This is a genomic window from Haloarcula amylovorans (assembly GCF_004681185.1).
Classification (GTDB): Archaea; Halobacteriota; Halobacteria; order Halobacteriales; family Haloarculaceae; genus Haloarcula; species Haloarcula amylovorans.
This window is the reverse complement of the sequence record NZ_SRIF01000004.1, coordinates 121,611-133,994: the sequence shown is the minus strand read 5'-3', so window position 1 is coordinate 133,994 and position 12,384 is coordinate 121,611. Positions and strand designations below refer to the sequence as shown.

The window sequence follows — 12,384 nt, the reverse complement described above, 5'->3', positions numbered from 1 at the left end:
GCGCCGTTAGCTCATCTGGACGAGGACTTTCCCGTCGACGCGCTTCGCGGCCTGTTCGACGGCCTCGTCGGCGTTTTCGAGATCGTACGTCGAAGTGATCATGGGGAGGTTGTCGAGTTGTCCGCTGGCCATCAATCGAATCGTCCGCGGGAATACTTGCTGGCCGGTGTGGCCCTCCGACCCGTACAACTGGGCGCTGCTGCCCTGATATTTCCGTAGGGCGATTTCGGGGTCCGAGCCGGCGTTGCTGATGTGGACGACGTTGGCGCGTTCGGCCAGCGAGTCCTCGATGACGGGGTAGGTCACGCCCACCGCACCGCTGGTCTCGACGTGGACGTCAGCGCCCTCGCCGTCGGTCACGTCGGCGATTGTCTCGACGGGGTCGACTTCGATGGGATCGTAGACGTGCTCGAAGCCCATCTCGTGGGCGATCTCTCGGCGCGGGTCCGACGGTTCGAACGCGATGACTTTCCCCGCACCAGACGCCCGCGAGACGTTCATCCCGGTGAGGCCGATGGGACCGGTACCGTGATAGACGTGGTAGTCACCGGGCCAGATTCCCTCGGCCCGCCCGAACAGGCCGTAGTAGCAGATAGTGCTGGGTTCGACAGTTGCGGCCGCCCGGAACAGGTCGTCCTCGTTGTCGTAGGTCTGTTCCAGCGACGCGACGCTCCAGAGAATTTTCTCGGGGACCGTGACGTACTCCGCGAACGCGCCGTCCATCGTGAACCCGAGTTGCTCGAAGTTCTCGCAGTGGCCGTGGAACCCCTGCCGACACATCTGACACCGACCACAGTAGTCGGTGACTTCGGCGGTGACGGGTTCTCCCTCCTCGAAGAGGGCCGCGTCGTCGCCGTTCTCGACGACGACGCCGGAGAACTCGTGGCCGGTGACGCTCGGTAACTGCGTGTACGCCGAGTAGTGCATGTAGCCGTCGTCGCCGGTCTCGTACATCGAGATGTCGCTGCCGCAGATACCGGCGTACTTCACCCGGACGAGCACCTCGTCGTCTGCGGGTTCGGGTCGGTCGCGCTCTTCGACGGCGAGTTCGGGGTTCTGCCATATCTGCCCGGAGTTCATCGCGCGCTGTCGCTCGCGCTCGTCGTCCGAGAGGTCGTATTGCGGTCGCGGATTCCACTCCGCATCGAGTACTAAGGCTCGCATAGCAGAACGGAACAGCCACAGTACAATAAGTCTGGGTGGTCAGCGCCGCTTCGACGGGGAGAGCGGCTACCAGGTCATCCACGACGGATTTTCACAGCGGTGGGTCCGCTCGATGCCGTCGATGCGCTCGATATCCTCGTCGTCGAGTTCGAGGTCCAGCGCCCCGAAGTTGTCCTTGAGATGGTCGATGGAACTGGAGCGGGGAATCGCCGCGACGTTCTCCTTCGAGAGCAACCACGCCAGACTCACCACCGCCTCGGAGACGCCGTGTTTCTCCGCGACGGAGTTGATCGCATTTTCGGAGAACACCTCGCCCTGTGCCAGCGGGGAGTAGGCGACGAGTTGCGCGTCCATCTCGTCAAGGTACTCGCGCATCTCCGTCTGCTGAAGCAGGGGATGCATCTCGACCTGATTTGCGGCGATAGGCACGTCCACGAGGTCGCGGGCAAGATCGAGGTCGTCGGTGGTGTAGTTGCTGACCCCGAGGTTGTCCACACGGCCGTCTTCGACGTGCTCCGCCAGCAGCGGGAGCACCGTCTCGATATCGTCCTGGTTCTTCGGCCAGTGGTGATAGAGAAGGTCGATGCGGTCCAGCCCGAGTCGGTCGAAGCTATCGGTAACGGCCTCGCGGACGTATTCCGGTGTCTTCTCTGGTTCCTCGAAGTGAGCGACCTTCGTGGCGACGAAGAGGTCGTCGCGGTCGATGTCAGCGGCGGCGATGGCGTCGCCGACCGCTCGTTCGTTCTCGTAGAGGCGCGCCGTATCGACGTGACGGTAGCCCGTGTCGATGGCCGTCTCGACGACGGCGCTACCCTCGTCACCGGTCAAACTGTACGTTCCGAAGCCGAGTCGTGTGGCGGTATCGAACACGCTAGCGGCGTACTCGGGCCGGATATAAAGTGGTGTCGTCGGCCGATCAGAAGGTTTGCCAGCCGCCGTCTACGTACACCATTTCGCCGGTGACGTAGTCGGCCTGGTCGCTGGCGAGAAAGAGCACCGTCGGCGCGATGTCGTCGGGGTAGCCCGGCCTGTCAAGTGGTATAGGTTTCAGCAGGTCGTCGTCGGCGACGGACTCCTCTTTCTTTTCGGCTCCGGAGCCGAACTCGGTGGCGATGTGGCCCGGCGCGACGGCGTTGACCCGGACGTCGTCGGCCAGTTCCAGCGCCGCCCCGCGCGTTATCATCCGAATCGCGCCTTTCGTGGAGTCGTAGGGCACCTGTTTCGGTTGGGCGTGCGTCGAGCTGATGGATGCCGTATTGACGATGACGCCGCCGTCGCCTCGCTCTCGCATGTCCGCGGCGGCCGCCTGCGTGCCGAAGAAAACGCCGTTCGTGTTGACGCCGTGGATGGTCTCGAAGGTTTCCTGGTCGACGGAGAACAGGTCGCCGCGCGTGAACCAGCCGGCGTTGTTCACCATCACGTCCACGCCCCCGTACTCGCGGGCGGCCTCGACGACGGCCGCGAGGTCGTCCGGATTCGAGACGTCGGTTTCGGCGTATTCGGCGCTTCCGCCCGCAGCTTCGATAGCCTCGTGGGTCGGTCGTCCGGCGTCGACATCCTTCGGGTCGGGGTCGATATCCGCGTTCAACACTGTCGCTCCCGCCTCACCGAAGGCGAGTGCGATTGCTCGGCCGATACCGGAACTGCCGCCCGTGACGATTACTGTCTCTCCGTCGAAGTCGAAGTTGACGCGTCCCATACTTCTGCGTTCGACCCGACTCTGATAAGCGTTGGGTGGCTACCGGTAGCGGCGGCTCACACCGGCACGGGGCCGTCTGTGCGTAACACCTATGTGTCTTCACACAGTCGGTCTGCATGTATGACAAGCAAGCAAGAGCAGTCGCCAGCGGCGACTGCCGTACCCGACACCGTGCAGAACTACGTCGGCGGTGAGTGGCGATCCGTCGAGAGCGACGACGGCCAGCCACTCGTCAACCCGGCAACGGGCGAGACACTGGCGGACGTGCCGTACTCCACCGCGGAGACAGTCGACGAGGCGGTCCAGACGGCTAACGACGCCTTCGAAGACTGGCGCGCGACCTCGCCGGTCGACCGCGTCCAGTACCTCTTCGACCTCAAGCAGGAACTCGAAGACCGCCAAGAGGACATCGCACAGGCGCTCACGCGCGAACACGGCAAGACGCTGGCCGAGGGCCGGGGTGAGATTCGCCGCGGCATCGAGAACGTCGAAGTCGCCGCAGGCATCCCGAACATGCTCCGGGAGGGCAGCGGCAACGTCGAGGGCATCGGCACGAACATGGACGAACACGCTGTTCGACAGCCGCTTGGGGTCTTCACGGCCATCACACCGTTCAACTTCCCGGCGATGATCCCGCTGTGGTTCCTGCCCTACGCCGTCGCCACGGGCAACACGTTCATCCTCAAGCCCAGCGAGAAAGTGCCGCTCAGTTCCCAGCTCATCTTCGAGGCTATCGACGCCGTTGACTTCCCCGACGGCGTCGTCAACCTCGTCAACGGGAGCGCCGACACAGTGAACGCGCTCTTGGAGCACGACGATATCGCCGGCGTCTCCTTCGTCGGCTCGACGCCTGTCGCCCAGCACATCTACGAGACGGCCGCCGAACACGGCAAGCGCGTGCAGGCCCAGGGTGGCGCGAAGAACTACGCTGTCGTCTCCGAAGACGCCGAGATCGAGGAGTCGGTGCCGAACATCATCGGCTCCGTCTACGGTAACGCGGGGCAGCGCTGTCTCGCCAACGACGTCGTCGTCGGTATCGGCGACGCCTACGACGACTTGCGCGAGGAGGTTCTCGACGACATCGACGACCTGACCGTGGGTAACGGTCTCGACGAGGACACCGACGTTGGGCCGCTCATCACGGGCGAATCCGCCGACCGCGTCGTCGAGATGATCGAGGACGCCATCGACGAGGGCGCGGACCTCGTCGTGGACGGTCGGGACTTCGAGCATCCGGACTACCCCGAGGGGAACTTCCTCGGGCCGACGCTGCTCGAAAATGTCACGACGGACATGGACATCACCCAGACCGAAATCTTCGGTCCGGTGATGGCCCTGACGAAGGCCGACGACTTGGACGAAGCCATCGAGATGGTCAACAGCACCGAGTACGGCAACGCCTCCTCGCTGTATACCGAGAACGGCGCGGAAGCGCGCAAGTACCGCTACAACGTGGACGCGGGCAACATCGGCATCAATGTCGGCGTCTGCGCGCCGATGGGCTTTTTCCACTTCGGCGGCCGGAAGGGGTCGTTCTTCGGCGACCTCCACGCCCAAGGCGAGGACGCCGTGAACTTCTACACCGACAAGACCATCGAGATTCAGCGCTGGTACAGCAACTGAATCCTCCCGCGGTCCCAGCTATCCCTTCGGCGTGCGGTTCGAATTTTTCGCGTCGCTCGCGACCCTGTGTGACGACTACGTGTTCCGAGCAGCAGGCCGTCCCCGGCCGAGCCGACGGCTACCGAGGAGCTATATGCCGCCGTGGAGACGCTACGCCCGTATCCATGCAAGCAGTCGCACTCCTGCGCGAAGACAGGGCGCTCCGACTCGTCGAGAAACCCCGACCGGAGCCGGCAGACGGGGAAGTACTCGTTCGGACGCTCTCGGTCGGTATCGACGGCTCCGACAGGCGACTCGTCGACGGCGAAATCGGCGAGTTTCCCGAGGGCGAAGACCACCTCGTTCTCGGCCACGAAGCCGTCGGTGTCGTCGAAAACCCGAACGGGACGGACCTCGAATGCGGTGACTTCGTCGTCCCGCTGGTGCGCCGGCCGACCGGCGACGCCGGCGACTCTGTGGAACTCGATATGGCCCAACCCGGGACGTTCGTCGAGCGCGGGATATTCGGGGCGCACGGGTATATGGCTGAGTTCTTCACCAGTCAGCCGGAGTATCTCGTCACGGTCCCCGAATCGGTCGCCGATTACGGCTTCTTCGTCGAACCGGCCAGTCTCGTCGAGAAGTCACTCGAACAGGCGTTCGCGGCGCGCTCGGCGTTCGACTGGTCACCCTCGACGGCACTGGTCCTCGGGAACGGCAATCTGGGGCTGTTGGCACTCGCCCGGCTCGCGGACCGACCGGAGTTCGACCGGATGTACTGTCTCGGTCGGCGGGGCCGACCGGACCCAACCATCGACTTCGTCGAAGCCGTCGGCGGGACGTACGTCGATTCACGAGAGACGCCACCCGAAGCGATACCGGAGACATACGAGCCAATAGATTTCGCTTTCGAAGCAACCGGCTATCCGAACCACTCCGTGGAAGTCCCCCGTGCGCTGGCTTCGAACGGCGTCGCGACGCTACAGGGGATTCCCGGGTCAGCAGAGACGGCGATCGACATCGGCGAGTTCCATACGGACCTCGTCGTCGAAAACAAGGCCCTCCTTGGCGTCGTAAACTCGCGGTCGAGCCACTTCGAAGCCGCAATCGAATGGCTCGCCGAGACGGACCCGGAACTGCTCGACACCCTGGTGACCGGCGTCTTCACCCCGGCGGCGGTCGATGCGGCCTTTGCCGACGACGACGAGACGATGAAGACGGTCGTCACCTTCGAGTAGTGAACTGCCGAGCAGACGGAGTATACGCTCCGACGGCGTCACGAACGACGAACGAACGAGTAGCGAAGAAAAGTCAGTCCGAGGACGCTGGAACCGCCGTTTCGAGCGCGTCTTCGTAATCTGACAGTGCGCTCTCGACGCTGTTCATCAGCAGTGAGATGTCTTTGCCGGCGATGAGGAAGTCGAAGCCTTCGTCGACTCGCGATTCGATGGCGTCGGTATCGACGGTCAGCGTTCCCACGGGCGTCCCGGCGTTGTCGCCGGCCTCGATGACTGACTCGACCGCGTCGGTGAATTCGTCGGTGTCCCACTCGGCGAACAGCCCGAGGGCCGCCGAGAGATCGGCCGGGCCGACAAACAGCGCGTCGATGCCGTCGACGCGTGCTATCTCCTCGGCGTTTTCCAGGCCCGCTTCCGTCTCGATCTGGGCGATAGTCAGGATAGATCCGTTAGCGTTGTCGACGTATTCCTCGAAGTTGCGACCGTACCCCGTCGCGCGACTCCCGGCGATACCGCGGATACCGTCCGGGGGATAGCGTAGCGACCGGACGAGTTCCCGAGCCTCCTCCGCGTTGTCGATCATCGGGACCATGACGCCAGCGATACCGATGTCGATGACGCGCTTCAGCCGAACTGGGTCGTTCCACGGAACCCGAACGACGGCGTTCGTATCGCTCTCCGCGGCGTCGACGGCGCGGGCCATGCTCTCGACGGTTTCGAGGGACATCGTCGTGTGTTCCATGTCGACCAGGAGGAAGTCGAGGTCGAGCTGTGCCAGTCCTTCTGCGACCGCCGGGTGTCCAATGGAGGTCCACGTTCCGAAAGGGTAGTCGCGGCCCTCGATTGCGTCCTTGATGTGTGTCATAGTTATCGCGTGGGCCAGTCCCGCCAGCGCTCCACCCGCGTGAGAGCAGGTCTGGCAGTGACTGCCTCTCTACAACAAACGATTTATTCGAAGCCATAAAAATATACGGGCTGGATCGCTGTCAGTACAGTGCCGGGCTTGGCGCGACTTCCGGGTTCGAACGAGTGCGTCCGAACGGAGACCAGTCGCGTGCGACTAGTGCCCCGAGAGCCGACGAGCGACGACATGTGTTCGAATTAACCACACATTTTATAACAGAGGAACACAACAGTCGGCGTATGGCGTCTGAGAGCCAGTCAACCAGAGATAGTGATTCGGCTAGAGAGGAGGGTCAGTCGGCACTGAGTCGACGCAGTTTCATCGCCAGCACCGGCGTCGCATCGGCGGTTGCACTCGCCGGTTGCGGCGGCGGTGGCGGCGACGGCGGCGATGGCGGCGGATCGACCGGGAGCGGAACGAACCAGACGGCGAGTGAACTCTCGGTGGCCGCAGTCGAAGGGTCGGGCCGATTGTTCAAACGCCTCATGGACGAGTACGTCAGCGACGACACCGGCATCGACGTCAGCGTCCAACTGTTCCCGTATGCGAACCTCTTCGAGAAGACGAACAGCATCCTCTCGACAAAGAGCGACGCGTACGACATCATGTTCATGGACGACCCGTGGTTCCCGCAGTTCGCGCCGAACGTGGACCCGCTCGTCCAGTGGCTCCCCGGCGAACTCCCCTCGGACGCGCTCATCGACCAGGTTGAGCGGATCGCGACCTGGCCGACACCGGACGCGCCCAAAGTGCCCTCGGCGGAAGGGATGGAACAGCAGATTCGCGGGCAGGTCATCGTCGGAAATACCCAACTGTACGCGTACAACAAAGGATACTACGATCAGGTCGGCGCGGACGCGCCGGAGACCTGGGGCGACGTGCTGAGCGCGGGGAAGAAGATCACGAACCAGATCGACGGCGCGAACGGCTACATCATCCGCGGGAAGCGCGGAAACCCCGCGATGGCCAACTTCTTCTCGCTCGGCAACGCCATCGGCGGCAAGATGTTCACCAAAGATTGGCGCTACAACTGGAGCACAGAGGCCGGCACCAAGGCCGTGGAGTTCTGGGCGAAAGAACTCAAGTCCATCTCCCCCGACGGCGTAACGTCGTTCAACAGCGACGCAGTCCTCAACGGACTGGGGAGCGGCTCGGCGGCACAGGCCCCGGCGTGGCCCTCGGCGGCCTCCCTCTTGCTCGACTCCGAAGAGTCCCAAGAGGCAAACAACATCGAGTTCGTCCCGATTCCGAAAGGGCACGAAGGGGCAAAGCGCCAGGCACCGACCCAAGGCAACTGGATCATGGGTATCAACAGCCACATCGCCGATTCGCGGAAGAAGGCGGCCGGGGAGGTTATCCAGTCGGCGATCTCCGCGGAGGCACAGAAACAGTACGTGGAACTGGGCGGCGTCCCATTCCGGCACGACACCTTCGAGAACAACATGGACGCCCAACCGTGGTTCCCCGCCCTGTACGAGAGTCTACAGAACGCACAGTGGCGGCCCCGGACGCCGCTTTACTCCGAGTTCGGTGTCAACCACGGAGAACTACTCAACAGCGCGCTGGCGGGTGACATGTCGCCCAGCGAGATGACACAGAAGGCGAAAAACCAGATCGAATCGACGTTAGAGAACGCCGGCTACTACGAGTGATTCGACATGGACGCAAACTTACAGAGCCGCGATGTGAACACGACTTCGCTCCCGCCGAGACGACTTCGCTCGTCCGGGCACCCACAGAGGAACGATGGCAACTGAGACAGAACAGGACGTAGCGGCCTCAGAGGTCTCCAGCTTCCAGACCGACCAGTCGACCCGAGAGCGAGCGCTGCTGTGGGTGGACGATCATCTCAAGTGGCTGATGACGCTGCCGGCGGTCTTCATCCTCTTCGCGCTGACGTTCTACCCACTCGTCCGCGCGCTACAGATGTCGACCCAGCAGTTCCTGCCGACCGGGACGACGTTCATCGGGATCCAGAACTACGTCGATCTGGCCAGCAACGAGGCGTTCCTCAACTCCCTCGCCGTCACCGGAAAGTTCGTCGTCATCGCGGTCGGCGTCGAGTTCGTCCTCGGGTTCGCCATCGCGCTGTTGTTGAATAAGAAAATCAAGTTACGCGGCCTCTGGCAGACGCTCATCCTCATCCCGATGATCCTCTCGCCAACGGTCATCGGTCTCATCTGGCGGCTCATGTACGCACCGAGCGGGCTGCTTGACTACATCGCCGCCCCGCTGACCGGCGGCGCGAACGTCGGGTGGATCAGCGAGACCAGCGTGGCGCTGTATTCGGTCATCCTGACCGACATCTGGCAGTGGACGCCGCTGGTCGTACTAGTACTGTTCGCGGGGCTGCAGTCGGTGCCCGACGATATCAGGGAAGCGGCGATTATGGACGGAGCCTCCCGAAGACAGCGGTTCATCGACATCACGCTGCCCTACCTCAAGTCGCTGATCGTCTTGGTGCTGATCATCCGACTCGTCGACGCGCTACGGGTGTTCGCGAAGATATACATCCTCACGCGCGGCGGCCCGTCCAGTGCGACGAACGTGATCAGCATGCAGATGTATCGGACCGCGTTCCGATTCAACAACTTCGGTGAAGCCTCGGCGATGGCCGTCTCGCTGCTCGTGCTGGTGTTGATACTGGCAATGAGCTTCGTCAAAATCGCCAACGTGGAGTTCGGATCATGACAACGAAACAAGACGGGGCGGCGAACGTACAGCCCTACAAAGAGCCATCGGGACTCGAACAGTTCCAGCAACGACTCGCCGACTACGGCGTCACGAAAGGCGTCGTCTACGCGTTGCTCGGCGTCTTCCTCGTTTGGACGCTGTTCCCCATCTACTGGCTCGTCACGGCGACGCTCAAGACGCGACAGACGCTGCTCTCGTTCCCGCCACAGTGGATTCCGCTCGACGCGCAGTTCGGTAACTTCGCACAGCTGTTCGCTCAGCGACCCGACTTCGTGACGTTCCTGATCAACAGCACGGTCGTGACGATCGTGACGACGGTCATCGCAACGACCATCGGCGCGATGGCGGCGTACGCATTCGTCACCTTCGATTACCCCTACAACCTCGATTTCCACCTGCCCTTCTATATCCTCTCGACGCGGTTCATGCCACCGATCGTAACGATCATCCCGCTGTTCGTCATCTTCCGCGGTATCGGGCTGGTGAACACGCTTCCGGGGCTCATCCTCGTCTACACGATGTTCAACATCCCCTTCGCAGTCTGGATGATGAAGGGGTTCTTCGAGGAGGTGCCCGACAGCCTCATCGAGTCGGCGATGATCGACGGCCACACGCATATGGGCGCGTTCTTCAAGATCGTCGTGCCCCTGGTGAAGCCGGGGCTGATCGCCTCGGCGATCTTCACCACCATCATCACGTGGAACGAGTTGCTGTTCGCCGTCATCCTCGCCCTGAACAGCAACGCGATGACCGTTCCGGTCGGTCTCGCGTCGTTCGTCACGAAGTTCTCGGTGCAGTGGATCAACATGAGCGTCGCGGCGACGATAGCCCTCGTCCCAGTGTTGCTGTTCGCGTTCATCGCGCGTCAGCAACTCGTCCGCGGGTTCAGCATGGGGGCCGTCGGCAAATGACGCGACTCCCGTTCCAGCGAGGAAGCACTTCCCCGGTCGGCCGACCGGCGGCGAGAGACGCGGTTACGGAGGTACGTTAACTATGGTTACAGTCGAATACGACTCAGTCAAGAAGCAGTACGGCGATACGATCGCGATCGAAGACGTGAACTTACACGTCGACGACGGCGAGTTCACGATTCTCCTCGGACCGAGCGGGTGTGGCAAGACCACGACGCTCAGATGTCTGGCCGGTCTGACCCAGCCCACGTCCGGGACGATTACGCTCGACGACCACGACGTGACGAACGTCCACCCGAAGAACCGGAACATCGCCATGGTGTTCCAGAACTTCGCGCTGTACCCGCACATGACCGTCCGCGAGAACATCGGCTACCCGCTGAAGGTCGCGGATGTCGACAAGCAAGAGCAGAAACAGCGCGTCGACCAAGTCGCGGAGATGCTCGAGATTCCAGAGCTGTTGGACCGGGACATCGCCAACCTCAGCGGTGGTCAGCAACAGCGTGTCGCGCTGGGTCGGGCCATCATCCGACGACCGGCCGTCTTCCTGATGGACGAGCCGCTGGCGAACTTAGACGCCAAGCTCAAAGTCAGTATGCGCAGCCGCATCAAGGTCCTCCAGCGGGAGATGGACATCACGACGCTGTACGTCACGCACGACCAGGAGGAAGCGATGTCGCTCGGTGACAAACTCGTCGTGATGGACGACGGAAACATCCAGCAGATCGGCTCGCCGGACGAGGTGTACCACGAACCGGCTAACATCTTCGTGGCCGGCTTCATTGGCAGCCCGTCGATGAACTTCGTCGAAGTCGAGACCGACGGAGACCGCATCCGTGCGAAGCGTGCCCCCGAAGCCTTCGACGTCGAATTCCAGTCATCGGTCGCCGAACGATACCACGACTACGACGAGTTCACGCTCGGCGTCCGCCCGCAGTACTTCAACGTCTACACGGAACCGACCGACAACACGATCCAGGCGGAAGTCGAAGTGACCGAGCCGCAAGGCGACGAGCAGATTATCGACGTCAACGTCGGCGACGATATCGAACTGACCATCGTCGCACCGAGTACGGTGGACGCCTCGCGCGGCGATACTGTCTGGCTCGGGCTCGACGAAACGCTGGTCCACGGGTTCGATGCGGCCACCGGCGACCGTATCGCCGAGACTGATTCCATCGAACGCACGAAGCGCGCTACCTCCTCGGCCGAAACGGGACCGCAGTCGCAGTAATCCAGCGTTCGGAGGTCCGTCCTTCTACCTTCTGCAAATAATAATATTATTTAGAAAGATTAATATCTTGGGGTGTCGTTATTAGCAGGCATGGGTATCGGATATACGACAATCATGTACGACCCCAGTGAAGTTATCGAGACCGGCATCGGTGACGTCGCCGCCTGTCGATATGACGGCCTCGAAATCGGTCTCGGGAAGCTTCGGGAGGCCGGACCCGAGACGGTGGACGACCGCCTCGACGAGTACGATCTGGACCTCTACTGCGTGATGGCCGGCTGGTTGCTGACCGAGGACGACGCCGAAGACGCTATCGACGGGGCGGAAATCGCCGCCGACCTCGGGGCGAGCTTCCTCGGGATTCTTCCCCCGCCTCGCGGACAGGTCTCTGACGACGACTTCGAGACGTGGCTCCACGATATCGCTGCGGCTGCCGAGGACGCGGATATCACCGTCGTTCTTCACCACCACGGCGGCGCGCACATCGAACAGCCGGACGAGATACGCGAGTGGTTGGACCGGACGCCCGACAACGTCGAACTCCTGTTCGATACCGCCCACTACCACCCCTACGGCGATGTCGTCAAGGGCATCGAACGGTACGCAGACGACATCGCGTACGTCCACCTCAAGGATATTGCTTCACCGGCCGGTTTCGAGACACACGTCGAGAACCTCACGGCGGGGAAAGTCGACTTCGACAGCATCATCAACTTCATCTGGGCGTTCCGGGACCTCGGCGAGGGCGAACTCGACTTCGAAGTCATCGACGAGGCGCTCGCGGATGTCGGATACGACGGTCACCAGACCATCGAGATCGAGAACCGTCGAGAACGCCCGCTCGTCCACGCGAAACAGAACATCGACCACCATCGAAGCGTGACCGAATGACTCCCGACCGGGTGGCGTCGTTCGAGACCGCGACCATCGATTCCCGC

Annotated in this window: 11 protein-coding genes; 7 read left to right on the top strand and 4 right to left on the bottom strand. The window is 62.5% G+C overall.

The window, feature by feature from the left end:
• Window positions 1–6: 6 nt before the first annotated feature.
• From iolM to E4S61_RS16555, 3 genes are all read right to left on the bottom strand, one after another.
• On the bottom strand, window positions 7–1,164 hold the full coding sequence (gene iolM, locus E4S61_RS16565) for a scyllo-inosose 3-dehydrogenase (RefSeq protein ID WP_135305079.1): 1,158 nt from the start codon (window positions 1,162–1,164) through the stop codon (window positions 7–9).
• 66 nt (window positions 1,165–1,230) lie between these two features.
• Window positions 1,231–2,034: an aldo/keto reductase gene (locus E4S61_RS16560; protein WP_135305078.1), complete on the bottom strand. Its 804-nt coding sequence runs from the start codon at window positions 2,032–2,034 to the stop codon at window positions 1,231–1,233.
• Window positions 2,035–2,080: 46 nt separating this feature from the next.
• On the bottom strand, window positions 2,081–2,863 hold the full coding sequence (locus E4S61_RS16555) for an SDR family NAD(P)-dependent oxidoreductase (RefSeq protein WP_135305077.1): 783 nt from the start codon (window positions 2,861–2,863) through the stop codon (window positions 2,081–2,083).
• Between the two features lie 120 nt (window positions 2,864–2,983).
• Between E4S61_RS16555 and E4S61_RS16550 the strand changes: the two genes are divergently transcribed.
• Entirely contained in the window at window positions 2,984–4,486 is a 1,503-nt protein-coding gene (locus E4S61_RS16550; RefSeq protein ID WP_135305076.1) for a CoA-acylating methylmalonate-semialdehyde dehydrogenase, read from the top strand.
• A 164-nt stretch (window positions 4,487–4,650) separates the two neighbouring features.
• Window positions 4,651–5,703, top strand: a complete 1,053-nt coding sequence (locus E4S61_RS16545) for an alcohol dehydrogenase catalytic domain-containing protein (protein ID WP_135305075.1) — start codon at window positions 4,651–4,653, stop codon at window positions 5,701–5,703.
• A 73-nt stretch (window positions 5,704–5,776) separates the two neighbouring features.
• Here the strand turns inward: E4S61_RS16545 and E4S61_RS16540 are convergent, their stop codons facing one another.
• Window positions 5,777–6,568: an HpcH/HpaI aldolase family protein gene (locus E4S61_RS16540; protein WP_135305074.1), complete on the bottom strand. Its 792-nt coding sequence runs from the start codon at window positions 6,566–6,568 to the stop codon at window positions 5,777–5,779.
• Between the two features lie 278 nt (window positions 6,569–6,846).
• Here E4S61_RS16540 and E4S61_RS16535 point away from each other — a divergent pair, with 278 nt between their 5' ends.
• The 5 genes from E4S61_RS16535 to E4S61_RS16515 all read left to right on the top strand — a co-directional run bounded on the left by E4S61_RS16535 (window position 6,847) and on the right by E4S61_RS16515 (window position 12,337).
• A complete protein-coding gene (locus E4S61_RS16535; RefSeq protein ID WP_135305073.1) occupies window positions 6,847–8,259 on the top strand; it encodes an extracellular solute-binding protein in 1,413 nt (470 codons plus the stop codon).
• A gap of 94 nt (window positions 8,260–8,353) precedes the next feature.
• Window positions 8,354–9,298, top strand: a complete 945-nt coding sequence (locus E4S61_RS16530; RefSeq protein WP_135305072.1) for a carbohydrate ABC transporter permease — start codon at window positions 8,354–8,356, stop codon at window positions 9,296–9,298.
• A complete protein-coding gene (locus tag E4S61_RS16525) occupies window positions 9,295–10,212 on the top strand; it encodes a carbohydrate ABC transporter permease (RefSeq protein WP_135305071.1) in 918 nt (305 codons plus the stop codon). Before E4S61_RS16530 ends, E4S61_RS16525 begins: the two co-directional genes overlap by 4 nt.
• A gap of 82 nt (window positions 10,213–10,294) precedes the next feature.
• Window positions 10,295–11,446: an ABC transporter ATP-binding protein gene (locus E4S61_RS16520; RefSeq protein ID WP_135305070.1), complete on the top strand. Its 1,152-nt coding sequence runs from the start codon at window positions 10,295–10,297 to the stop codon at window positions 11,444–11,446.
• Window positions 11,447–11,536: 90 nt separating this feature from the next.
• Window positions 11,537–12,337, top strand: coding sequence for a sugar phosphate isomerase/epimerase family protein (locus E4S61_RS16515; protein WP_135305069.1), 801 nt, complete (start codon window positions 11,537–11,539; stop codon window positions 12,335–12,337).
• Window positions 12,338–12,384: the final 47 nt, after the last annotated feature.

Bases quoted from the DNA above. Each gene is read 5' to 3' on its own strand.
- E4S61_RS16545 (WP_135305075.1), top strand. From the start codon at position 4,651: ATGCAAGCAGTCGCACTCCTGCGCGAAGACAGGGCGCTCCGACTCGTC.
- E4S61_RS16555 (WP_135305077.1), bottom strand. From the start codon at position 2,863: ATGGGACGCGTCAACTTCGACTTCGACGGAGAGACAGTAATCGTCACG.
- E4S61_RS16520 (WP_135305070.1), top strand. From the start codon at position 10,295: ATGGTTACAGTCGAATACGACTCAGTCAAGAAGCAGTACGGCGATACG.
- iolM (WP_135305079.1), bottom strand. From the start codon at position 1,164: ATGCGAGCCTTAGTACTCGATGCGGAGTGGAATCCGCGACCGCAATAC.
- E4S61_RS16525 (WP_135305071.1), top strand. From the start codon at position 9,295: ATGACAACGAAACAAGACGGGGCGGCGAACGTACAGCCCTACAAAGAG.
- E4S61_RS16540 (WP_135305074.1), bottom strand. From the start codon at position 6,568: ATGACACACATCAAGGACGCAATCGAGGGCCGCGACTACCCTTTCGGA.
- E4S61_RS16550 (WP_135305076.1), top strand. From the start codon at position 2,984: ATGACAAGCAAGCAAGAGCAGTCGCCAGCGGCGACTGCCGTACCCGAC.
- E4S61_RS16515 (WP_135305069.1), top strand. From the start codon at position 11,537: ATGGGTATCGGATATACGACAATCATGTACGACCCCAGTGAAGTTATC.
- E4S61_RS16535 (WP_135305073.1), top strand. From the start codon at position 6,847: ATGGCGTCTGAGAGCCAGTCAACCAGAGATAGTGATTCGGCTAGAGAG.
- E4S61_RS16530 (WP_135305072.1), top strand. From the start codon at position 8,354: ATGGCAACTGAGACAGAACAGGACGTAGCGGCCTCAGAGGTCTCCAGC.